The sequence below is a fragment of the Candidatus Nitrosopumilus sp. genome (assembly GCF_965263415.1).
In the GTDB taxonomy this organism is placed as follows: domain Archaea; phylum Thermoproteota; class Nitrososphaeria; order Nitrososphaerales; family Nitrosopumilaceae; genus Nitrosopumilus.
Map to the genome: position 1 here is coordinate 130,117 of NZ_OZ253671.1, position 20,985 is coordinate 151,101.

The following is a 20,985-nucleotide window of genomic DNA, read 5'->3' on the forward strand; positions in this document are numbered from 1 at the left end:
TGGGTTGTGGGTATTTATGTATTAATTGAAAGAAAAATTGACCAGATCATACTTGAATTATACCTTTTTTGACCAAGTACTGAATTGACTTTAAAAATTCTTCTTCTGGGATTTGATCGTCTGCCCACCATCTTGCAGTATTTTTGATCCAATCAGGAATTTCTTGTTCTATTGAACTTTGTTCAGAAGGTTCAATAGAAATTATTCCTGTTTCAATAAGATGTTCGATTCCACCAATAAATTCACCATCAGAAATATCGTTTGAAGACCACCAGCGAGCATTATTTTTTATCCAATCAGGAACATTTTCTGAAACTACATCAAATGAAAGAGTTCCAATATTTTTACCATCATATGAAAGATATACAAAATATGTTCCAAGCAAAGTGTTTGTGTTAATAGTAAATATAGAACGATAACCACCACTATTACTTAGAGACGCACCAAAGTTTTGTTTGATACCATCAGGAGTTGTAAGTTCAATGGATAGTGGAATTCCTCGTTTATGATTTTCAATACTTCCTGTCAAAACTATTTCTTTTGAACCAGATATAGGAAGTGTTACTTTTTCTAAGCTTAATTTGGCAGGAGCGTAAAACGATACAGATGATTTTGAATCAAGTAAGCTGAAGATATTTGAATTTCCAAAAGTATCCCGAGAATCATGATAACGTATATCTAAACTTCCACCAGAAGTGTAGATTAGTTTTGAGCTTGTTTTATCACAAATCTGAGATGGTATTTTGAATACTCCTGTAAATATTCCAGTGCTAGGTCCTGTTTCCACAAGCGTAAATCCAGTAGATGCTAAACCACCATGCTCAACACCATTAATAGTACATCGTTTATAACGAACATCTTTGAGTTTTATCTCTAACAAAATTTCTCCATCTTTACCTACAGTATCAACATTGTCAGAATTTGAATCATTAATCACTTGATAAATTTCAACGGTGTCACTTTTCAAATTAAGATCAGAGTCGCTAAGTGTAATTGTTACTGGTTGTCCAAATCGAAATGTTGTTGAGTCTATAGAAACAGTTCCTGAATGCGTTGCGACATCAGATTTACTTGTAGTTGTAGTTGTTACCCCAGCTGAATCTAAATCAGCATAAGATATTGCAATTCCTTCTTCATCAATTAGTCTATCAGTAATGATAATTTTTATTTCATCATCAATTGTTTGAATGGTTTGAATAAAATTTGAATCAAGAATATTCAGTTGGTTTGTAACTGCATATTCAAAACTACCTTCAAAAGTAGATGAATTATCTTGAGTCTCTTCTAATTCAAAACGATAAATAGAATTGTTTATACTGTTATTATTTTCTAATCCAAAAGAAAAAAAGTCAAAAACTATTGGGAGTTTGTTTGATTCATTAGAAATTGTAACTGTGTCAGAAGAATCAAAATCAATAATTAGAAAAACATTACCAGTTTTAGTTTTAATGTCTTCTACATCACCATTATCAATTTGAATAAATCCTTGAGATGATGACACATCACCATCATCTGCAATTACAATCTGAGTAGAATCACGAGTTCCAAATGCAAGGGCAAATGTAGTACTACTAAAATCAGAAATTCCTAGTTCGTTTTCAAGAGATCTCAAATCATAATTTATCCAGTTTGTTCCATCAGTATTAGATTCTGAAGAATCTATGAAGGAGGATGCCAAAGACGAGGCAGAAATACCTAGATTAATTGAGATCATCTCAAAAGAAGCATTAGAGACATTTGAGGTGTCAATTAGTAAAATGTCAGAATTTGAGTCAGGAACAGAGGAATTAGAATCATCACCCCCAGAGATAGTAGGAGAAGTAGAATGGAACTCAACACTGTTTGCATCCTCTAAAGTTATAGGATTCCCTATTGTGAGGGTAGGAATAAGTGCAGAGTCTCTAAAGACATCAAGATCATCTCTGGCACCAGTATTCAGATTTTGATCAGGATCAACTAACAATACAGGATATTCAGTACCGGGTCTAAGTGAATCACCATTTCCTATTGTTAACATAGGTTTATCATCAAAAGAAACAGAAGCTGTAGAAGATCCAGTAACTACCGAAGTGGATTTTTGGTCATATGTTATTTGTCCAGATTGTCCTCTAGGTGCATCATCTTTGATACCAATTGTTGATTGATCATTAGAATCAGAACTAGAGAAGATTCCTGAGTTAGGTCCTTGTTCAACTAGTGTAACAATTTTAGAAAATGTATTTGACACACCATCAGAATCAACAGAAGAATCAGGTTGGTCATTGTTTGTTTTTAATTCCATAACATTTCCAAGATTCAAAGATAATTTCCCATTATCTTCAAATCCTAAATTTGAAAGATGTGGAACAAGATTTACCAATCCAGCATTTCCATTTGCATCGTCATTTCCAGAATTATCAAATGCTTGATAAAATGTACTTACCGTAGAATCAACGTTAAATGTCCAAGAGTCCTCATCGGTTGGATCTTGGTTTAGATGAATGTCATTAAGAGTCAGAAAAACTTGTGAATTTTCAGGATATAGTTCTCTATCAAGTCCTAAACTGATATTCTCAATTTCATCATAATCAAGATATACATGTTGGGAAGGTCCACCAGGATTGTATTGTATTGTTACATCATCAAAAGAATAAAGCTGGATTAATGGCCATGCATCAGCATCTAAACCAATTTGACCAACGGATATGTTAGAATTTGTATTAATGGATTTTGCATTTCTAACGACATTGTTATGATTAGAAGTATTTGTAGGACTTGAAGTGCATTCAGAAAAAGATGAATTGCCGTTTGTAGATCCAGTAACAGAATCAGGTTTAGGAATTGCAAAACCATCAGTTTCACTTAAAGAAATTCCAAAAACAGATGTTGTAGTATCACGACTACAAAATTCTCCAAAGTCTAATCCTTTGCCCGCTAGACCTACAGTAGCATCAGCAATTTTTGCCTTGTCAACATTTGCAAAATATGCATACCAATTTCCATCTGTGGCTTGTACCATACGAAGTGTTTTACCATTAATAGTGACATCAGGTTCGCCTTTACCTTCATCGGTGTCAGAGATATTGGAATTACGAATGACTACTTCAATTACCATAGAACCTGCAAAAACATTCCCAAATTCTGAATTTTCAGCAGACACAGATAGATTTGGATTAGAAGCGTCAGCATTAATTAATGGAATAATCATGATTGAGAAAAAACCCAATAAAAATAGCCAATTTCTATCCAATATCAAAAATAAAGCCTCTTTCCAAATAACATTATCGTATGATTTCTTCTTAGAAACTTGTAATATGTGATATAGATTATTAGAAAATAAGATGTTTGTTCAAAGAACCAAAGTATTACAAATTTCACTTTTAGCTATTTTTTCAGCATTTGTAGTAGAACTGATTTTTGGTTTTGTTTCTAATAGTTTAGCATTAATCACAGACAGTATTCATGCGTTATTAGATAGCGTGGTAACTCTTGTGTTACTCTTAGCTGCAAGAATGGCAATAAAGCCACCAGATGCTGAACACACCTATGGTCATGGAAAAATTGAATCGCTAGGAGGATTAATTGGAGGAATTGCAATTTTTCTGATTGCATGTTTTTTCATTTACGAGTCGATTAATAGAATTCAGAGCCCCCCACCAAATGTATTACCTGGAATGTTTGCAATAATTGGCGGATTATACACAATAGGAATTGACATCTTTAGAATAATTCTTTTGAGAAATTCAATTAAAAAAATTGGAGGTACAACTCTCAAAGCAGATTTCTATCACGCATTTATGGATCTTGGTTCAACACTAGTAGCAATTATTGGAATCGTTTTGGTATCTTATGGTTTGTATCACGGTGACTTTGTTGCAGCACTAATTTTAGGTGGATTATTAGCAGTACTTAGTGTCAAACTAGTCTACAAAACAGCTCTTGATTTAACAGATATTATTTCACCAGAACTCGTCAAAAATGTAAGAGACATTGCTACATCAACTCAAGGAGTTATTGGTGCAGATTCAATACTAATGAGACGTTCAGGGGACACAACTTTTGCAGATGTTACAATATCATTAAGAGGAGATACGAGTTTTGACAGAGCACATGAAATAAGCAGTAATGTAGAGAAAAATATCAAAAATAAAATTCCAAATGCTTCAATTACAATCCATTTTGAGCCCAATTGGGAAGATGTTCCATTAGATGCAAAAATTCTAGATATTGCAAAAAACGTAGAAGGGGTAAAAGGAGTACATAATGTCAGCACCCACAAAACCAAAGGAAAAACATTTTCTAATTTGCATGTAATGGTTGATAGAGAGAAAAATCTATCATCAGCTCACAAAATCTCAGAAATCATAGAACAGAAAATTCAAGATAGCATTCCTGAAATAGAACATGCCACAATTCACTTGGAACCATTTGTCACAATTCCAGAAAATTTCAATCTAGAAGACAAAGAAACTAAGGAAAAAATAAAGACAATTTTAGAAAAATATCCTGAAATCAAAAAGATTGGAAGGATAGTATCTTTGAATTTTGAGAACATACTCAAAATAGATATTGACTGTTCATTTGATAAGGAATTATCAATTGAAAAAGTTCATGACTTGACATCAGAGATAGAACATATCATTAGAGAAGAAATCAAAAATGCCGTAATTACAATTCATCCAGAACCAGAATAAAAAAAATCAAGAGAGTAATCAGGTTGTTGAGTAATTCTCTGCTTTTCTTTGTCCGAGAATAGTTAGGGTCAGATTTCCATGTTCATCCTTTTCTACAAATTTTTTTTCTTGAATAAATTCACTTAATTTTTTTGAATAATCTATTGTCCATCCTAAAGCATTTGATAAAATTGAAGGAGTTACTTGACGATTAGCATTAACCTCATCTTGAATGAAAGTTAATACTATTCCTAAATCTATCTCAAATCTTTGTTTTGAAATACGTCTCCATCTGCTAATCAAGCCTCGATTTGGTGCAAATACCCAGATTAATCCAAATATGACACCAGCAATTGTGGCCATCGAGCCTGCAATTGAGACATCAAATAAGACTGCAAACAGATAACCGGCAACAGCACTAGCAATTCCCAGTGTTACAGACAGTGCCATCATGTGAGATAACCTATCTGTTAGCAGGTAAGCTCCAGATGCAGGAACTATGAAAAATGCAATAACAAGTATTGCGCCAACTGATTCAAAAGCAATAACAGCAGTTGTAGCTACCATTATCATTAACAAATAATGAACTAACATGGGCATCAACCCAACACTTACTGCAACTGAAGCATCAAAAGTGCTAATTTTTAGTTCCTTGTACAGAATTGCAATAAAAGAAATATTTGCAATTGCTAAAATACCAAGAACCCAAAGAGATTTTGATCCGATATTAATTTCATCAAGATACAGTGTATCAAATGGTACAAATTCAATTGAACCATACAATACATGTTGAGCATCTATGTGCACATTACCAGCTTGTGTAACAAGTATCACACCAATTGCAAAAAGGAATGGAAAGACAATACCAATTGAGCTATCCTGTTTTAGTTTACCTGTACGATAAAGCATCTCTACAATTGAAACAGTTAAGATGCCAGACAATACACCGCCAATTATTACTGGAATAGTTTCTCTACCTCCAACCATAAACACAGCAATGACTATTCCCAACAATACTGCATGACTTATAGCATCAGACATCATTGCCATCTGTCTTAATACTAAGAACGTACCTATTGAAGCACAATTTGCTGCAACTAGTACAGCAGTTCCAATAATAATTAGATCATTAGATAGTTCTATCAATTCTTTGAATTTTCTCCTGAAATGGTACTAATTTCATTAAGGTAATTTTGATGTTGTTTTCTCTTGCGGACATATTGGAAAAGATATCCATTTTTTGGAGAAAAGAAGAGGGAAATGTCCAAGATGGTAGTAATTGTAATTACAATAACAGGACCAGTAGACATTCCTTCGGCAGTACTGCTAATCATAGAACCAATTACGCCACTTACACCTCCAAAGATTGCAGAAAGGATTAACATACTTTTCAAACTAGATATCCATTGTCTTGCTGCAGCCGCTGGAGCTATGAGCATTGAAACCATTAAGACCACACCAACAGTATGCAGACCAATAACAACTGCTACAACTATTACAGATGTCAATAGTGCACTAAGATATTTTGTTGGGAATCCTAAACTTTGTCCAAATGCACTATCAAATGTCGCAATTTTGAGTTCTTTGAAGAATATTATCAAAACGACAAAACAGCCTGCTGCCAAAATTCCTAGATTAATAACATCTGTTTCTATCAAAGATGCTGCCTGTCCAAATAGAAATCTGTCCAATCCACCTTGACTTGCACCTCCAGTACTCTGTAAGTATGTAAGAAGAACAATTCCTAAACCAAAGAAAACTGAAAGGGTTATCCCAAGTGCAGCATCTTGCTTAATTCTTGTTGTACTTGTAATTGCTAATGTAATAATTCCACCAAACCATGCAAATACTGCAGCACCCAACATCAAAAGTAGAGAATCTTTTGTTCCAGCAAAAAGATATGCAAATCCAATTCCAGGTAATGCAGCATGAGATAAAGCATCTCCAAACAAGCTCTGTTTTCTCAGTACAGTAAAACATCCTAAAGCACCGCTAGTTACTCCTAAAATAGCAGAGCCAAGAGCAACATATCTGAGAGTATAATCAGTAAAAATTCCTAGAAAGATAGATAGTATTTCTTCAAGAACCATTTTTGCACCTTTCTACATTATTGAAAAGATATGCGTTGTTTTTCCCGATACGCAATATCCAAATTTTCTTTTGTAAATACTTCTTTTAGTGGTCCAGCAGATATTAGATTTCGATTTAACATTACAACCCAATCAAAGTACTTATCCACAGTTTGAAGATCATGGTGAACCATCACAATGGTCTTTCCTTCTTTTTTTAGATCCTCAAGTATTGATAGTATGGTCTCTTCAGTAATTACATCAACTCCGTTTAGTGGTTCATCCATAAGAAAAATTTGAGGATCCTGTGCCAAAGCTCTTGCAACAAATATTCTTTGTTGTTGACCTCCAGACAACTGACCAATTTGTCTATCTGCATAATCTTTTAGCCCAACTTTTCTCAGACATTCTTTTGCTTTCTCTCTTGTTTTAGAATTAGGACGACGTAACCATCCAAGTTTTCCGTATAGCCCCATCTCTACAACATCTAATGCATCAGTAGGAAAATCCCAATCAACCGTTCCACGTTGTGGAACATATGCCACTTTGTTTCTTTGTTTTGAATATTGTTTTCCATAAATGCTTACTTTGCCTGCAGTGATTGGAACTAATCCCATCACTGCTTTTATCAAAGTTGATTTGCCTGCACCGTTAGGACCAACTATTGCAATTAGTTTTCCTTCAGGTAAATTTAGATCTATATTCCATAATGCAGGTTCAGTACGATAGGTAACAGAGAGATTTTTGATTTCAATTGGGAATGTTTGTCGATCATCCATGTTTCTTCGAATCGATTTTTGTTCCATCATTTCAACGCATTCACAATTGTTTCTACATTGTGTGTAAAGGCTCCAACATAGGTTCCTTCATGTGTTCCCTTTTCACCTATTGCATCTGAAAATAATTCTCCACCAATCACAACATCATGACCTCTATCCTGAGCTGCAGCCGTTAAAGCCTCAATTGTGGCAGGGGAAATAGAAGTTTCTACAAACACGGCTTTTATCTTTCTCTCAGATATTTCATCAGCTAAATTTTGAATCTCTCTTATTCCAGCTTCGCTATCAGTGCTCCACCCTTGAATTGCCATTTCCTCTAAACCATAAGCATGACCAAAATACTGGAATGCATCATGAGCAGTTACAAGAACTCGTTGCTCTTGCGGAATAGAATTCATCTTTTCTAGACTATCTTGGTTAAGTGAATCTAATTGTATCAAATATTCTTGAAGATTTTTTTCATATACTTGGGAATTTTCTGGATCATATTCACTCAATCCAGTTGCAACAACTTTAGCTGCCTCCATCCACAATTCTGCATCCCACCAAATATGAGGATCAAAATGACCTTCATTGTCAAGACTCAATAGTGATTCAGGGGGAATATTTTCAGATACTGCCCATACTGCTGTACCTTCCCTTCCAATTTTTACAAAGATATCACCCATTTTACCTTCTAAATCTAATCCATTGTAGAATACAATATCAGCATCCTGAAGTTTTTTTACATCATTTGCACTAGGGCGATACAAATGAGGATCCACACCAGGTCCCATCAATCCTGTAACAGACACATGTTCTCCACCAATATTCTCAACAAGATCAGTTACAACATTGGTGGTGGTTGTAATCATAATTGTTTCAGGATTAGCAGCAGATTGTTCTATATCATTAAGAATAATTTCATCAGAATTGTTGTTTTGGGTAAAAACAGTAAATGATAATCCTGCAATTATTGCTACGATTACTACAGATGCAATAATGATCGGTTTTTTCATTGCTGAAAAGAAGTCATGAAAAGTTTATTTAAATTTAACCTAAGCTAACTTTTTTAGCCTAATCTAACTTTATTAAACAGGGTTAAATTTCAAAATTAGAAAAATTAGGTTTAAAGTAAAGAAAAAGAAGTCAAAAATATGCAAAAGGCTGGAATTATTTTAGTTGTTTCAGGCGCGTTAATAGTAATTGGATTAATTTTGCTTGCAGCTGGAAATCAGATAATTCTAGAAGGTGTTTTCCAAGGTAATGGGAAAATTAATTCAAGCCAAGTTCTGACTATTTCAGGAGAGTTTGATTCTTCTGAGTCAACCGTAGGGGTTTTTGCAGTACAAGTAATGGAGTTTAAGGAAAAAATAATTTCAGCCAAAATATTAGATCCATTTGATAATGAAATAGTATCCAAAAATGTGGATGAAGAAACTATTGAAGAAGAGTTCGATATTGTCGATACAGGGTCTTACAAACTAATCATTCAGACTGATTCTAATGAAGACATCCAAGTGTTTGGTGCAATAGGACCACTTCCTGATGCAGGAAAGAAATCACTTAGTTTTGTTTCAGCATATATTTTGATAATTGGAATGGTTGGGTTAGTAGGTTCTGGGATTTACAGAATTAAAAGTAAGAAAAAATCAGTTTAGATAGCTATCCATTTTTTCAAGACCACTAATAGTTTGATCAAAGTTATCACCACTCTCAACAATGCTACTAAGTTTTTCAGAATTTGCTGAAAGAGTAGTTTCACCATCAGTATTTTTTATGATAAATTCATGTTCTATCAAATAAGACAGTCTTTCCAATACCTCAGATTCAGAAATAGAAGCTTGTTCTGCCAAAGATGAACACGTTTTTTCACCGTCTTCTAATTCTGCCAAAATCGAAGATGTCACTGGATCAAACATGGAATCTACGACTTTTTCGCGATCAAAAGTATCTGCCATTTCAATAAAGATGAGAATATTGAAAGTTATAACTTTTCAAAATTCAATAAGATAATTAAGAAAAAAGCCTCATACCATAGTATGCAAAAACTTTGTGGAAATGACCCATCAGGGAAAGGAGAACATTGTTTTTGCATAGACATTGATGCACAAAGAGGGGTCAAAAAATGCTGTCAGTGCAACCAGTGGAACGTACAAGGGAATGATTGGACAGATGATGAGGACTTTAGATAACATAGCCCAATAAACAGTCACAATCAAGCACATAATGCACAAAAAGTGAAAATCAACTCAAAATGGTGCCTAGCATGGTTTTTATCGGGGTTTTCTTGAATTTTGGAATACTTGAGCACTCAAGAATATAGACACATTGTTAGGATTGTGGGTAACGATATCCCAGGAGAGAGAAAAATGCTAGTTGGACTCACTCAGATCAAAGGTATAGGATATAATTTTGCCACAGCAATTCTAGATACATTAAAGATTGATTCAAACTCCAACATAGGTCATCTTACTGATGAAAATGTTCAGGCAATTGAAAAACTAATTACAAATCCAGTTGAAGGTAACTTCCCAATATGGTTCCTCAACAGAAGAAAAGATATTGAAACAGGTAACGATTTACATTTGCTAACATCAGATATTCCATTTACATTAAGAAATGATATTGAAAGAGAAAGAATTACTGCAAGTTGGAGAGGTTATCGTCATCTTAGTGGTCTCAAAGTAAGAGGGCAAAGAACAAGAACATCAGGTAGAAAAGGAGGGGCAGTTGGTGTTGCAAAAGGCGGCATGGCAGCTCCTGTAAAGAAATCATCTTCTGATGCTCCAGCAGCAGATGCACCAGCTCTAGCAGCAGATGCACCAGCTCCAGCAGCAGATGCACCAGCTCCAGCAGCAGAGGAGAAAAAAGAATAGGTGTTTTGAATGGGAGATCCAAAATACCCACGTAGAGTTTGGAGAAAACCAAAGAGACCTCTTAATTATGAATTAAAAATGGAAGAGTTGAAAACTCTTGGAACTTTTGGATTAAGAACTAAAAGAGAATTATGGAAAGCACATACAGAATTATCGAGAGTAAGACATCAAGCAAGATCATTACTTGCATTAAGACAAGAAGTTAGAGCAGAAAAAGAACCAATTCTAATGAAATCATTAGCTAGAATTGGATTGGTTAGTGGAGATGCAACATTAGATGATGTACTTAACTTGACTGCAAATGATTTACTTTCAAGAAGATTACAAACTATTGTTACAAAAAAATTAGGATTCAAGACACCATACCAAGCAAGACAAGCAGTTATTCACGGTCACATTATGATTGGTGAGAGAAAAGTAGACATTCCATCATATACTGTTACAGTAGAAGAAGAAAACAGTATTCATTTTGCACCAGAATCAAAGATTCCAGAAGTTTTAGAAAAAACAAAAAGCGATACTCCTGCTGAAGAAACAGTTGAGGCTCCTGCTGAAGAAAAAAAAGATGAAAGTTCTTCAACAGAATCAAAGAATTAGGCTTAAGTAAATAGCCACACCACGATAATAGTAATAATTACTTAGTTAAGCAGTAAATAACCCCAATTATCAGGTAGAATAGATATGTGTTCAATTATCGGCTATTACGGAAAAGAAACTGCAGCTCCCATAATCGTAAAGGGCCTAAAGAGAATGGAGTATAGAGGATATGACAGTGTAGGAGTTGCAACAGAATCAGAAAACCAAATTGGATTGAAAAAAGGAATTGGGAAAGTTCAAGAAGTCAATTCAAAAGTACAATTAGAAACATTACCTGGAAGAATCGGAATTGGCCACACTAGATGGGCAACACACGGAAAGGTAACAGATGTAAATGCTCACCCACATCCTAGCAATTCAGGAAAAATTGCAATTGTCCATAATGGAATTATAGAAAATTTTGAAGAGTTAAAAAAAGAGTTAGAAAATGATGGGTATATTTTCAAAAGTGAAACAGATAGTGAAATAATTTCAAATTTACTCCAAAAACATCATGATCAAACAAAGAATGTAAAAGAAACAATTCTAAAAACAGTTTCTCAACTAAAAGGACATTATTCATTTGTCGCAATGTTTGAAGATGGACAATTAGCAGCTGCAAGATTTCATGAGCCATTAATTATTGGAGTAGGGGATGAGGATTATTTTTTATCAAGTGATGTTTTAGGATTTATTGAATTTACCGATAATGCAATTTACATGGAAAATGGAACTTTTGTATTGTTTGAAAAAAACAAATTCCAAATTTTAGATTTTAGCGGAGAACAAACAGGATATGAAATTACCAAAGTTTCAAAAGAATTTGGAGATGCATACAAAGGAGATTATGCACATTTTACATTAAAAGAAATTTACGAGCAACCTGAAACGATTTTGAAAGCAGGAGAGAAAACAATTAGTGAGATCGAGGTAGCAACAGACTATATCAGACATGCTAAAAACATCTACATTACAGGTAGTGGAACTAGCTATAATTCAGCATTAATTGCAAAGCAGATTTTATCAAAATATGTAAAAATCAAGGCTGAACCAATCATGTCTAGTGAGCTTCAATTTGATCCAAACATGATTGAAGAGAATTCTATTCTAATTGCAATATCTCAAAGTGGAGAGAGTGCAGATGTATTAGAAGCAGTGAAAATTGCAAAAAATACAAATTGTAAGATTATTTCAATTGTCAATCTATTGACATCTTCACTTGCACGAGAAGCAGATGTGATAATTGGTTTGAATTGCGGTCCAGAAATTGGAGTGGCTGCAACAAAAAGCTTTACATCACAACTTGTGATCTTGTACAAAATTGTACAAAAATTAAGCAACAATAACATAACAATCAATTTTGAAGATTTTTCAAAATCAATTTCGAAAACATTAGACAATCCAACCAACATTCAACAAATTGCAAAAGAATTGAAAGAAATTTCAGATATTTACATTCTAGGAAGAGGAATTAATTATCCAATTGCAACAGAATCAGCATTAAAACTCAAAGAATTGACATACATTCATGCAGAAGGAATTGCCGGTGGCGAACTAAAACATGGACCTCTTGCATTAATGGATTCTAATGTATTTGTAATTATTCTAAATCCAAATGATTCAACATATTCAGATACTCTAACTAGTGCAAGAGAAATCAAAGCTCGTGGCGCAAAGATCATAGGAGTGTCAGATATTAAAAGCGATGTTTATGATTACTGGATTGAAATGCCAAAAATCAATGAAGTGTTGTATCCAATTTCAGAAATAATTCCAATTCAATTGTTATCATATTATGCAGCACTTGAAAAAGATACAGATCCTGACTATCCAAGAAATCTTGCAAAATCAGTTACAGTCAAGTAAACAATTTTTTATATTCTTTTTCAACTAAATTCAAAAAATTCTCAGAATTGTTACCAGTTTTTAACATTGAAGAAATAATACTGCCACCTGCTCCAACTCCTTCTTTTGCAAATCCTTCAGAAAATGCCTTTAAACCAGAAAATTTGGAATTTTTCATGCCTGGATCTACAGAAAGAATTGGAATATCTGAAATTTCTTGAACAAGTTCTTTAAAGTTTGCAGTGTTGTCATTTGTAATGTAAGATGTAGTTCCAATTGCAGTATTTTCTTCATTAAATCCAATTTTTGATGCGAATGCTAAAACTGCAGCCATTTGTGTTCCACCTGCCAACATTACTTTAGATACACTAGAGGCAGAGCTTAGCATTCCAGCAACAAAAGGAATCATTGGATCACCGATTTTTGCAACAATACTGTATGGATGTTCTGAATCAATTCTTTCAAGTGCAGATGTTACAATTTGATTTTTTAATTCAACAGGGTTATCAGGAATACTAGAACTAACTTTTGCGTCATAACCTAATGCCTTTAGTACTGCTAAAGCAGTAGTTGTTCCTCCAGGAATACATTCACCAATTATCAAACAATCAGTTAATGACGCTAAACTTCTACCAAGAATTTGTCCATATTCAACGGCATGAGAGACGATAGTATCAGTCAGTGCATCTTGAGCAGATATATTTTTGCCAAAAGGCAATCCAGATTCAATAAAAGGTAACTGAGGAACAATCTTACTTCCAGCATTAATTGTTAAATGAGAAATACTTGCAGATTCAAGAGCAGTTTTAGTTAATACTCCAGGAGTAGGTTTTCCATCAGGAGTCATTGGTATTTTATCAATAGTTTTACAATATCCATAATGAAGATATTCTGCATCAGCTGGAGGAGTAAATTGAATTGAATCCTTATCAGCACCAGCGAAAGTTATTCCAGGGATTTCGGAAGTTTCAGTGTATGAAATAACAAATGAAAAAAGAAACCTACCAGATTTTACAGAATCAATGAAATTTTGAGCCAGATCAATATTCCCAAATAATTTCAAATCGTCCAACAAATCACTAACCCATCATATCAAGAAATTGTTGTTCAGTTCTCTTTTGCAGTACCATGTTTGTGATTTTTTCTTGTCCTATTGTAGATGTCTCTTTGTGACCATAATTGTGCCCAGGATACAGAACCAGATTATCATCTAATGAATAAAGAACGTCAAATAGACTATGATAGAGTTCTTTGGCACTACCACCAGGTAAATCAATACGGCCACAATTTCCAACAAACAAAGTATCACCTGAGAAAATTTTTCCATCACCTACCAAACATATGCTATCTTTAGAATGACCAGGGGTGTGAAGTACTTTTAATTTTGAGTTACCAAATTCGATAATATCTCCGTCTTTTACACTAATGTCATGTTTTAATTCTGAATTTTCATGTTGAATAAGGGGAGCTTTAGTTGATTCTACAATTGCTTCGTTTCCAATGGTGTGATCAAAGTGATGATGAGTGTTAACAATGTATTTAATTTTCAAATCATGTTCTTTGATTACCATCTCTAATTCAAGTAGATCCCAAGATGGATCAATTATGATAGATTCTCTTGTATCATCATCCTCAATAATGTAACAAAAATTTTGCATATTTCCAACTTGAATTTGATGGACTATCACAAAAATCCCTCCTCAGCTTCTGGAGGAATTCCAATTTTTTCTGCAAATAATTCACCTGTCAAATCTTTTCTTTTTGGGATTCCTTGTTTCATTTTATGAAACGTTACAGTCATGTTACACTTTGTGAAGATATTTGCAGTTTCACCTGTTTGAGGATCCAAACCTGATGGAACATCCACAGCAAATTTGTAACAATCAGTCTGATTGATGTAATTAATTGCAGACACATATGGTTCTCTTATCTCTCCAGATATGCCAGTTCCCAAAATTCCATCAACAATCACATCGGGTTTAAAATCAAAATTAGTTGAACCTCCAGTCATTAGTTTCACAGAAGGCATTTTCTCTAAAATTGACCAATTCCAATTACTTTCTTCGGTCTTGATATTTTCAGGATTTCCAAGAAGCATTACGGTAACTTTTGCATTGTATCCAGCAAGATGTCTTGCCATAACTAATCCATCACCACCATTATTTCCCATTCCTACAAAAATCAAAATATTTTTTGAGTCTACATTTTCAAGTTTTTCAACTAATCTTTTTACTGCTGCAGCCCCAGCATTTTCCATCATGAATTTTTTTAAAAATCCCATATCATGACCTTTATTTTCAATATTGTACATTTGTTCAACTGTTATTTCCATAATTTACGTGAGAATCATATCCAAAATAAGAGCTTTGAAAGTACGAATTATGGCTAAAATAGGCTAAATTTTGGATATAAAGAAAAGTATAGTTATCAAAATTCCAGGTATTCCATTATGGTTAGTGGTGACGAATTAGAATGTCACACGTCAAAATTCAAAATTAGTGAGGCTGGATTTTGGCGGGATGAGATGAACAATATTGAGCATTACAGTAACGAAGTAGAATTCTTATTTTATTTGAACGCGTTTTTAGCAGCAAGTTTTTCTGCAGTAGAATATGTTTTTGCAGATTTTATGTTTCACCATATTAAAAATCGACAACATACAGATCCAAATATATGGAAAAATTGGAATAAAGATGAAAGAAAAAAACACAGGCAACAACATCCAAATGCTAGTGCAATAACGAAATTTTATTCAACATATCAATCAGAGAAAAAGAAATTAGAAGAAATCCCGTTTATAGATTATTTTTTGCAGAAAAGACACTTAATCACACATACAAAATTAGAATTTGGTGGAAAAGCCAAAGTTAAAGTCAACGTGAATACAGGAAAAGAGATTGTAGAGCAGAGATTTTTTTGTAATGATATGGAATCCAAAGAAGAATTTTTGAGTAAATTTTCACTGAAAGTACAAAATGATTCATTAAATGAAGTCATGAATGAGATAGAATACTTAATGAAAACAGAGGCAAGAACAGTATTAGACAGAGTAATAAACGAATTAACAGATTTTATTAAAAAATTTGAAGGAAAAGATTTTTTCAGTTAGTTGGTTTATTGACCGTCGGTTCTTGTAGCTCTACTCTGTACTTCTTCAGGGGAAGGAATAGAACCAAATAATTTTTCATATTCTTTGATTTTTTTGCCCAACCAATTATGCAGGGATTTCATTTGCATTGGGTCTATGATTAGTTCGCATTCAACAATTCTTTTCAATGTTGCACGCTGTGGTGAAATCGGTTCTGTTTCAAGAGATCTGTCTATAACATTTTGAGTAGAATACACAAAAGTTTCTAAACCAAATGGTTGAACACTACCAAAAAATCCTGTTGCCAATACACGCTTATAAGTCTCAGAATAGACGCCTTGAATTTCAGGTAAAGACATAATGTTAGTAAATGTGTGTGCTTAATATTATTTTTTAAAAATTCGGACTAATGAAACGATACATATTTTTATAAACAAAATTGCAAATCACAGTATATGAGCAATATTGCAATGTATGGTCAGTCAAGTGAAGTAATACAATTAGTGGATTTCAAAGGAGATGCAACCGTACCATTTATTGGAAAAGTAGAATTTGCAGGAGAAGAACCATTAAGAAGTAAATTGCAAAACATCAGAAAGGAAAACTCTACTTTCTACGAAGCACTTTCTTTAGACAAATTTGATTAAATCGAAATAACTCGTTGTCTTACATATTGTTCTATTTCAGGAATTATAGTAGGATCATTTTCAAATTTAAAAATTGTCTTAACTAGAAGATCAAACAATTCTTTTTGCGATTGTTTATCCGTTATTGGTAAATCCATATCATTTTCTCTCAAGAAAAAAATTGTAAGAGACACAGCAATTTCCTTATTTCCATCACAAAATGGTTGATAAAATGAAATACCGCCCAAAATCCAAGATGCTTTTCTAATAATTCTGTCTTGAAAAATAGTAATTTCATCAAAATTATTTACATTAGTAAAAATAAAAGATAAATCCGAATTATTTACACAAAAAGAATCACCACGTTGTGCAACTAATTGTTTATTATCTTCAATTATTTCATTGATTTCAAAGTCTGTAAAAATTTCTTTCAACGATATTACATAGAACGTGTAAATAAAATCTTTAATTATTCAAAATAGATCTAATTGAAGTTACAAAATAAGATCTTTGAAATATAAATTATAACTAAAATCGACTATTCATCTTCTACGAAACGTATGATGACATAACCTGCCATAATCATGAAAACTCCAATTATTCCAAATTGAACAGTTCCAAGAACTAATGCCATTATCCCAAAAAACCCTAAACCAGACACGATCAACCCCACTAAACCATGAGTTTCTCGAATATTTCGAATAGTGAAATACAAAATGAACAATTCCAAAATGGTCACTATAATTGCAGCTATTGAAATCAAAGTGGTGTTATATCCAAATGCTTTTGCCAAAGCCTCTAAGATAGCAAACAGAATACCAGTTTCAGAAATATCAACTTGAGTTGAAATTAAAACCGCTAACATTAATCCAGTGAAAATAGACCAAGAAATTACCCCATCAAGTTTTTTGAGGTTAAATCTAGGGGAATTTTTAGTACTCATCAAAAAAACCTATCATTTTTTCCTAACTTTTTTTAATGGATCTTTTGAACCAAAATCTTTCAATTTTTCCCATTCTCCAACTACTCCAGATATAGCAATTGCATACAATTGAACCAATCTACATTTGTAAATTAATTCTTTTACAGAAAGCAAATGACCATTTTTTAATCGGGCATTATTAAAATACACAAATTTTTGTTTTTTTCTGTAAAACCATCCATGTGCTAAAGCATTTCTAAATTTTATGTCAATAGCAGTCCAATCAACATATTTTTTAAATTCAAGAATTTCTAGAATTGTTTTGAGTTTTCCAAGAGTTTCTGTGCCCTGAACTATTGTACCTTTTTTCCCATATTCTACACCTCGCAATAAAGCTATCAAACTTGATTCAATTGCCCAATAACATCTAAGAGTTGAAAAAACGAGTAAATCAAACCAAATTTCATCTAATAAATCAGATTCAATATTTGGGTTAATCTCAAGAAATTTTTTTCTTTCAGAGGGTTCCCGTACTATTCCATCAAATTCGTTAAGATACAAAGCTGATTGATTTGCAAAATTATACATTTTGAAATAATCTCTCATTTCTTTTGCATGTTTTGGATTGATTTTGTCTTTTTTCTTTAATTCAGTTATTAGATTCAAAAAGTATTGAGCCCATATTCCACCTGCTTTACGTTCAGCTTGAGTCATTTCTATTGACATATTTTTTGATGAAATTTGTATGAACTTAAGCATGTTGGAGTGAATCTGGATTTTCAGCTAAAGCTAGTTCAAGATCCTTAAAATCCACCAATCCAAAGTATGTTCTGTATGGGGGAGCCACTGGATGGACTGAATAATGAACAATTTTCTCAAAATCATGCCCACACAGAGGACAAACTGTGATTTTTTCAGATTTTTGTCTTGGCATTTTGCTATATGACAAATTTCCGTACCAAGTTACTGACTGAGAGTGCTGTCTAATTCCACAGTGGGATAACAGATAACAAAATGTCTGAAATACTGATTTTCTTTCTTCTTTGATTTTAACATACCATCGATATTTGCCAAATGCCTGCTTGATTTTTTGCTCTGAACCAAATCCTACAAAATGAAAGTGAGGTTTAGGATACCACATACCAGTTTTCTTATCTCTAGCAAATGGATGAAACACAACTGCTCCTCCTTCAAACTTTGCAATCTTTAGAATATGGGCTAATCTCTGTCTCAGAATTTTGATTGGAGTTTGTGCTTGCAGGGGATGAACAGAAAATATCACATGAATTGGTTTGTGATTTTTTGAATTTCCATAATATTCTATTCTCTGTTTTGCATTATCTGATTCTCTTGCAATCCATTTGAGATAACAAATCTGACATGATGCTCTGTAACATGATCTTTGATATTGTTTTACGTATGCTCTTTTTCCAAAACCTGATGCGTTATGTCCTTCAATATTTGTACAAGCGTCTGTATTCCAAATACTGCACCAATAATGTGGAGGGGCAATAGATGGAAAATGCCAACCTTGATAGTTTACAGTTTTCCAGTTTGTTAAGAATTTGAAATCATCAACATAATCTGCCACATTTGATAATGTGGATTTACTTTGCTTAAAGGCAGGAGTGATGTATGGAACTAAAGTTTTTTGCATTGATGCAATGTTATAAACAAAAACTAAAAGGACACAGATCGTATGGTTAAAAGTTATTTTTTGGGATTAGTCTAAAGATATGGGATCAATATTAAAAAATTCAGAAATAATTCTCAAACGTTCTTTAATAGAGCTTGCATCATTTGTTCCCTGGATACTAAGATTATGATATTCAAGTAATTCAAAATCAGCTTTAGCAATATCCTGTTCAGCAATTTCTCTATTTTCTCGAACTTTGTTATGGAATTCTTCTAATTTAGATTTTGAAATATGATTAAGTCTACCTTGTTTATGAGCAGAACGGAATAATAAAAAGTAGATAGGTAATGCTGATTGAGAACGTAATAAAGAATCACATTCCTCAAAAATATTAGTCATTTCGTTAAGTATGAGTTTGACAGAATCTCCAAGAGTTTTGGAGTTAAGAGTAGGATCGGTTTTGTGTCTATGTACCATTAAATCAAGAAGTGGTTTTTTTGTATCGTAAAGTTTCTTTTTCATAAGACTGTCTTCTAGGAATAGCAGTCGTGCAGCAACCTCTTTGTATTGGTATCTAGTATTACGGAGTTTAACTTTTTTATCAAAGAAATCATGAGCGGCAACTTCATTTATCATGACTGCCATTGGACCGCCAATAGCATTTCGTTTTTCAGCAGCATTTAGAGGCACCGCTTCATTTAATCTAGAAAACATGTCTTCAATAAGATCTATTTCACTAGTTTCAACGCAAATTATTGGTAAAACAAAAGAATCAAAGCGAATCTTCAGTTTAGGGTATACATTAGCTAATTCAGAGTATAACAAACCGCCAGCTTCTATTTTATTATCTTCATTAAATTTAAAATCCTCAGACAATGGAAATTTATCTTCCATAAAAGACCAAATGGCTTCTAGTCTTTGTCTACCATCAATAATAGAATATCTTACTTCTCGCCCATCATCCAAGGTAACAGGCTTTTGTAAGGCATGAAAGTAGAGTTTTGGCACATCATAACTGTTCATTATAGAATCAATCAAAAGTTGTTTTTTATCTAAACTCCATATATCCCCAAGTCTCTGATATTCAGGAGAAGTGTCAATAATATCACGATCATCAGTGACTCTCAATATTGCACTGTTGTTGTATGGATAAGTACGAAAATTACTCATAATCAATCTCCAGCATTTAATTTATCACCAATACTTTCCAATTCGGGGTATAATTGAAATTTTCCAACTTTAAGTATTTTTAATTCTTCATGAATAGTTCGTTTTGCATCATGAGGAATGATGTATCTCCAAATATGGGTTCCTGTTTCCATTTCCTCTAAAGGTGTCTCATCACTATGATTAATGGTAAATACAGACAGTTGAGATTGCATTCTAGGAGTATTCCTAGGTGCAAGAAATGCAATAGGAAAAGCAGATGTTCTATCTTTATCTTTAGAATAATTATCTGGACGGTACATATCCATCACTTCATCTTCAATAGAAGGCAAATGAGATGATTTATCCATCAATCTACCTTTTTTATTATTTAGTTCCAAAGGAAGCAATACCCAAATGGCACCATCAGAGTCCATGCAGTCATTTGTTGCAAAATATGATGCAACCAAAGGGCTTTCAGTCCAATCAAGCAACCTTGTAGGAACATTATGATGTCTCATAATAAACAACCATTCCCAGGAATTTGTAGGTCTAGGATTCAACAGTAAAGTAGCATCCTGTTGGAATTTTCTAAGATAATTAATCTCATCATCAAGAGATCGTCTAAAAATTGAAGGTACTAAATTCCAGGTTTCATCACAATGTCCACGAAACCAAATTGGTCCAGTAGAACCATCATAATCAGCTTGTAAATTAGACAGTAATTCAGATATATTGTGAATTTCTTTATCAGTTATTCTTACATTCATAATGGAATAAAATATCCT

The 20,985-nt window shown here is 33.3% G+C and carries 24 protein-coding genes; 8 read left to right on the forward strand and 16 right to left on the reverse strand.

What is annotated here, in order from left to right:
• Positions 1-46: 46 nt before the first annotated feature.
• Entirely contained in the window at positions 47-3,187 is a 3,141-nt protein-coding gene (locus ACQY22_RS01315; protein ID WP_428324765.1) for a peptidase, read from the reverse strand.
• A gap of 133 nt (positions 3,188-3,320) precedes the next feature.
• Between ACQY22_RS01315 and ACQY22_RS01320 the strand changes: the two genes are divergently transcribed.
• Positions 3,321-4,673 carry a cation-efflux pump gene (locus ACQY22_RS01320; RefSeq protein ID WP_428324766.1) on the forward strand — a complete coding sequence of 451 codons (1,353 nt, stop codon included), beginning with the start codon at positions 3,321-3,323 and terminating at the stop codon, positions 4,671-4,673.
• 18 nt (positions 4,674-4,691) lie between these two features.
• Here the strand turns inward: ACQY22_RS01320 and ACQY22_RS01325 are convergent, their stop codons facing one another.
• The 4 genes from ACQY22_RS01325 to ACQY22_RS01340 are packed head-to-tail and all read right to left on the reverse strand — an operon-like array spanning position 4,692 to position 8,498.
• A complete protein-coding gene (locus ACQY22_RS01325; RefSeq protein ID WP_428324767.1) occupies positions 4,692-5,798 on the reverse strand; it encodes a metal ABC transporter permease in 1,107 nt (368 codons plus the stop codon).
• Positions 5,795-6,742, reverse strand: a complete 948-nt coding sequence (locus tag ACQY22_RS01330) for a metal ABC transporter permease (RefSeq protein ID WP_428324768.1) — start codon at positions 6,740-6,742, stop codon at positions 5,795-5,797. Before ACQY22_RS01330 ends, ACQY22_RS01325 begins: the two co-directional genes overlap by 4 nt.
• A gap of 17 nt (positions 6,743-6,759) precedes the next feature.
• Positions 6,760-7,530 carry a metal ABC transporter ATP-binding protein gene (locus ACQY22_RS01335; protein ID WP_428324769.1) on the reverse strand — a complete coding sequence of 257 codons (771 nt, stop codon included), beginning with the start codon at positions 7,528-7,530 and terminating at the stop codon, positions 6,760-6,762.
• Positions 7,527-8,498, reverse strand: coding sequence for a metal ABC transporter solute-binding protein, Zn/Mn family (locus tag ACQY22_RS01340; RefSeq protein ID WP_428324770.1), 972 nt, complete (start codon positions 8,496-8,498; stop codon positions 7,527-7,529). Before ACQY22_RS01340 ends, ACQY22_RS01335 begins: the two co-directional genes overlap by 4 nt.
• A gap of 138 nt (positions 8,499-8,636) precedes the next feature.
• On the opposite strand from ACQY22_RS01340, the gene ACQY22_RS01345 reads away from it, so the two are divergent.
• Positions 8,637-9,140 (forward strand): hypothetical protein, encoded by a 504-nt coding sequence (locus ACQY22_RS01345; RefSeq protein ID WP_428324771.1) that lies wholly within the window; start codon positions 8,637-8,639, stop codon positions 9,138-9,140.
• Here ACQY22_RS01345 and ACQY22_RS01350 read toward each other — a convergent pair.
• Complete coding sequence (locus ACQY22_RS01350) at positions 9,132-9,440, reverse strand: hypothetical protein (protein WP_428324772.1); 309 nt, start codon at positions 9,438-9,440, stop codon at positions 9,132-9,134. The two genes, ACQY22_RS01345 and ACQY22_RS01350, sit on opposite strands and share 9 nt — an antisense overlap.
• 81 nt (positions 9,441-9,521) lie before the next feature.
• Between ACQY22_RS01350 and ACQY22_RS01355 the strand changes: the two genes are divergently transcribed.
• The 4 genes from ACQY22_RS01355 (at position 9,522) to glmS (ending at position 12,800) form a co-directional block, all read left to right on the forward strand.
• Positions 9,522-9,674 (forward strand): hypothetical protein, encoded by a 153-nt coding sequence (locus ACQY22_RS01355; RefSeq protein WP_428324773.1) that lies wholly within the window; start codon positions 9,522-9,524, stop codon positions 9,672-9,674.
• A gap of 111 nt (positions 9,675-9,785) precedes the next feature.
• Positions 9,786-10,358, forward strand: coding sequence for a 30S ribosomal protein S13 (locus tag ACQY22_RS01360; RefSeq protein ID WP_428324774.1), 573 nt, complete (start codon positions 9,786-9,788; stop codon positions 10,356-10,358).
• Between the two features lie 9 nt (positions 10,359-10,367).
• Entirely contained in the window at positions 10,368-10,955 is a 588-nt protein-coding gene (locus tag ACQY22_RS01365; protein WP_428324775.1) for a 30S ribosomal protein S4, read from the forward strand.
• Positions 10,956-11,039: 84 nt separating this feature from the next.
• The gene (gene glmS, locus ACQY22_RS01370) at positions 11,040-12,800 is read left to right on the forward strand and encodes a glutamine--fructose-6-phosphate transaminase (isomerizing) (protein WP_428324776.1); all 1,761 of its coding nucleotides are present in this window, start codon (positions 11,040-11,042) and stop codon (positions 12,798-12,800) included.
• Here glmS and cobT read toward each other — a convergent pair.
• Genes cobT through ACQY22_RS01385 form a run of 3 tightly spaced genes read right to left on the reverse strand, consistent with a single transcriptional unit; the run spans position 12,793 to position 15,111 of the window.
• A complete protein-coding gene (cobT, locus tag ACQY22_RS01375; protein ID WP_428324777.1) occupies positions 12,793-13,851 on the reverse strand; it encodes a nicotinate mononucleotide-dependent phosphoribosyltransferase CobT in 1,059 nt (352 codons plus the stop codon). The two genes, glmS and cobT, sit on opposite strands and share 8 nt — an antisense overlap.
• Positions 13,852-13,858: 7 nt before the next feature.
• A complete protein-coding gene (locus ACQY22_RS01380; protein ID WP_428324778.1) occupies positions 13,859-14,467 on the reverse strand; it encodes an MBL fold metallo-hydrolase in 609 nt (202 codons plus the stop codon).
• On the reverse strand, positions 14,464-15,111 hold the full coding sequence (locus ACQY22_RS01385; RefSeq protein WP_428324779.1) for an NAD(P)H-hydrate epimerase: 648 nt from the start codon (positions 15,109-15,111) through the stop codon (positions 14,464-14,466). The genes ACQY22_RS01380 and ACQY22_RS01385 overlap by 4 nt, the downstream gene beginning before the upstream one ends.
• Before the next feature lie 117 nt (positions 15,112-15,228).
• Here ACQY22_RS01385 and ACQY22_RS01390 point away from each other — a divergent pair, with 117 nt between their 5' ends.
• On the forward strand, positions 15,229-15,888 hold the full coding sequence (locus ACQY22_RS01390) for a hypothetical protein (protein WP_428324780.1): 660 nt from the start codon (positions 15,229-15,231) through the stop codon (positions 15,886-15,888).
• A gap of 5 nt (positions 15,889-15,893) precedes the next feature.
• Here ACQY22_RS01390 and ACQY22_RS01395 read toward each other — a convergent pair whose 3' ends face one another.
• Entirely contained in the window at positions 15,894-16,226 is a 333-nt protein-coding gene (locus tag ACQY22_RS01395) for a hypothetical protein (protein ID WP_428324781.1), read from the reverse strand.
• A 96-nt stretch (positions 16,227-16,322) separates the two neighbouring features.
• On the opposite strand from ACQY22_RS01395, the gene ACQY22_RS01400 reads away from it, so the two are divergent.
• Positions 16,323-16,514, forward strand: a complete 192-nt coding sequence (locus ACQY22_RS01400) for a hypothetical protein (protein WP_428324782.1) — start codon at positions 16,323-16,325, stop codon at positions 16,512-16,514.
• Here the strand turns inward: ACQY22_RS01400 and ACQY22_RS01405 are convergent.
• From ACQY22_RS01405 to ACQY22_RS01430, 6 genes are all read right to left on the reverse strand, one after another.
• On the reverse strand, positions 16,511-16,927 hold the full coding sequence (locus ACQY22_RS01405) for a hypothetical protein (protein ID WP_428324783.1): 417 nt from the start codon (positions 16,925-16,927) through the stop codon (positions 16,511-16,513). The two genes, ACQY22_RS01400 and ACQY22_RS01405, sit on opposite strands and share 4 nt — an antisense overlap.
• 104 nt (positions 16,928-17,031) lie before the next feature.
• Complete coding sequence (locus tag ACQY22_RS01410) at positions 17,032-17,436, reverse strand: hypothetical protein (RefSeq protein WP_428324784.1); 405 nt, start codon at positions 17,434-17,436, stop codon at positions 17,032-17,034.
• 12 nt (positions 17,437-17,448) lie between these two features.
• On the reverse strand, positions 17,449-18,174 hold the full coding sequence (locus ACQY22_RS01415; protein ID WP_428324785.1) for a hypothetical protein: 726 nt from the start codon (positions 18,172-18,174) through the stop codon (positions 17,449-17,451).
• Entirely contained in the window at positions 18,167-19,072 is a 906-nt protein-coding gene (locus ACQY22_RS01420) for a hypothetical protein (RefSeq protein WP_428324786.1), read from the reverse strand. The genes ACQY22_RS01415 and ACQY22_RS01420 overlap by 8 nt, the downstream gene beginning before the upstream one ends.
• A 66-nt stretch (positions 19,073-19,138) precedes the next feature.
• Complete coding sequence (locus tag ACQY22_RS01425) at positions 19,139-20,221, reverse strand: DUF262 domain-containing protein (protein ID WP_428324787.1); 1,083 nt, start codon at positions 20,219-20,221, stop codon at positions 19,139-19,141.
• Between the two features lie 2 nt (positions 20,222-20,223).
• Positions 20,224-20,967 carry an FRG domain-containing protein gene (locus ACQY22_RS01430; RefSeq protein WP_428324788.1) on the reverse strand — a complete coding sequence of 248 codons (744 nt, stop codon included), beginning with the start codon at positions 20,965-20,967 and terminating at the stop codon, positions 20,224-20,226.
• Positions 20,968-20,985: the final 18 nt, after the last annotated feature.

Excerpts from the sequence above, each read along its gene's own strand:
- ACQY22_RS01315 (WP_428324765.1), bottom strand. The coding sequence starts at position 3,187 with ATGATTATTCCATTAATTAATGCTGACGCTTCTAATCCAAATCTATCT.
- ACQY22_RS01320 (WP_428324766.1), top strand. The coding sequence starts at position 3,321 with ATGTTTGTTCAAAGAACCAAAGTATTACAAATTTCACTTTTAGCTATT.
- ACQY22_RS01330 (WP_428324768.1), bottom strand. The coding sequence starts at position 6,742 with ATGGTTCTTGAAGAAATACTATCTATCTTTCTAGGAATTTTTACTGAT.
- ACQY22_RS01335 (WP_428324769.1), bottom strand. The coding sequence starts at position 7,530 with ATGATGGAACAAAAATCGATTCGAAGAAACATGGATGATCGACAAACA.
- ACQY22_RS01340 (WP_428324770.1), bottom strand. The coding sequence starts at position 8,498 with ATGAAAAAACCGATCATTATTGCATCTGTAGTAATCGTAGCAATAATT.
- ACQY22_RS01345 (WP_428324771.1), top strand. The coding sequence starts at position 8,637 with ATGCAAAAGGCTGGAATTATTTTAGTTGTTTCAGGCGCGTTAATAGTA.
- ACQY22_RS01350 (WP_428324772.1), bottom strand. The coding sequence starts at position 9,440 with ATGGCAGATACTTTTGATCGCGAAAAAGTCGTAGATTCCATGTTTGAT.
- ACQY22_RS01355 (WP_428324773.1), top strand. The coding sequence starts at position 9,522 with ATGCAAAAACTTTGTGGAAATGACCCATCAGGGAAAGGAGAACATTGT.
- ACQY22_RS01365 (WP_428324775.1), top strand. The coding sequence starts at position 10,368 with ATGGGAGATCCAAAATACCCACGTAGAGTTTGGAGAAAACCAAAGAGA.
- glmS (WP_428324776.1), top strand. The coding sequence starts at position 11,040 with ATGTGTTCAATTATCGGCTATTACGGAAAAGAAACTGCAGCTCCCATA.
- ACQY22_RS01385 (WP_428324779.1), bottom strand. The coding sequence starts at position 15,111 with ATGGAAATAACAGTTGAACAAATGTACAATATTGAAAATAAAGGTCAT.
- ACQY22_RS01390 (WP_428324780.1), top strand. The coding sequence starts at position 15,229 with ATGGTTAGTGGTGACGAATTAGAATGTCACACGTCAAAATTCAAAATT.
- ACQY22_RS01395 (WP_428324781.1), bottom strand. The coding sequence starts at position 16,226 with ATGTCTTTACCTGAAATTCAAGGCGTCTATTCTGAGACTTATAAGCGT.
- ACQY22_RS01400 (WP_428324782.1), top strand. The coding sequence starts at position 16,323 with ATGAGCAATATTGCAATGTATGGTCAGTCAAGTGAAGTAATACAATTA.
- ACQY22_RS01410 (WP_428324784.1), bottom strand. The coding sequence starts at position 17,436 with ATGAGTACTAAAAATTCCCCTAGATTTAACCTCAAAAAACTTGATGGG.
- ACQY22_RS01415 (WP_428324785.1), bottom strand. The coding sequence starts at position 18,174 with ATGCTTAAGTTCATACAAATTTCATCAAAAAATATGTCAATAGAAATG.
- ACQY22_RS01420 (WP_428324786.1), bottom strand. The coding sequence starts at position 19,072 with ATGCAAAAAACTTTAGTTCCATACATCACTCCTGCCTTTAAGCAAAGT.
- ACQY22_RS01425 (WP_428324787.1), bottom strand. The coding sequence starts at position 20,221 with ATGAGTAATTTTCGTACTTATCCATACAACAACAGTGCAATATTGAGA.
- ACQY22_RS01430 (WP_428324788.1), bottom strand. The coding sequence starts at position 20,967 with ATGAATGTAAGAATAACTGATAAAGAAATTCACAATATATCTGAATTA.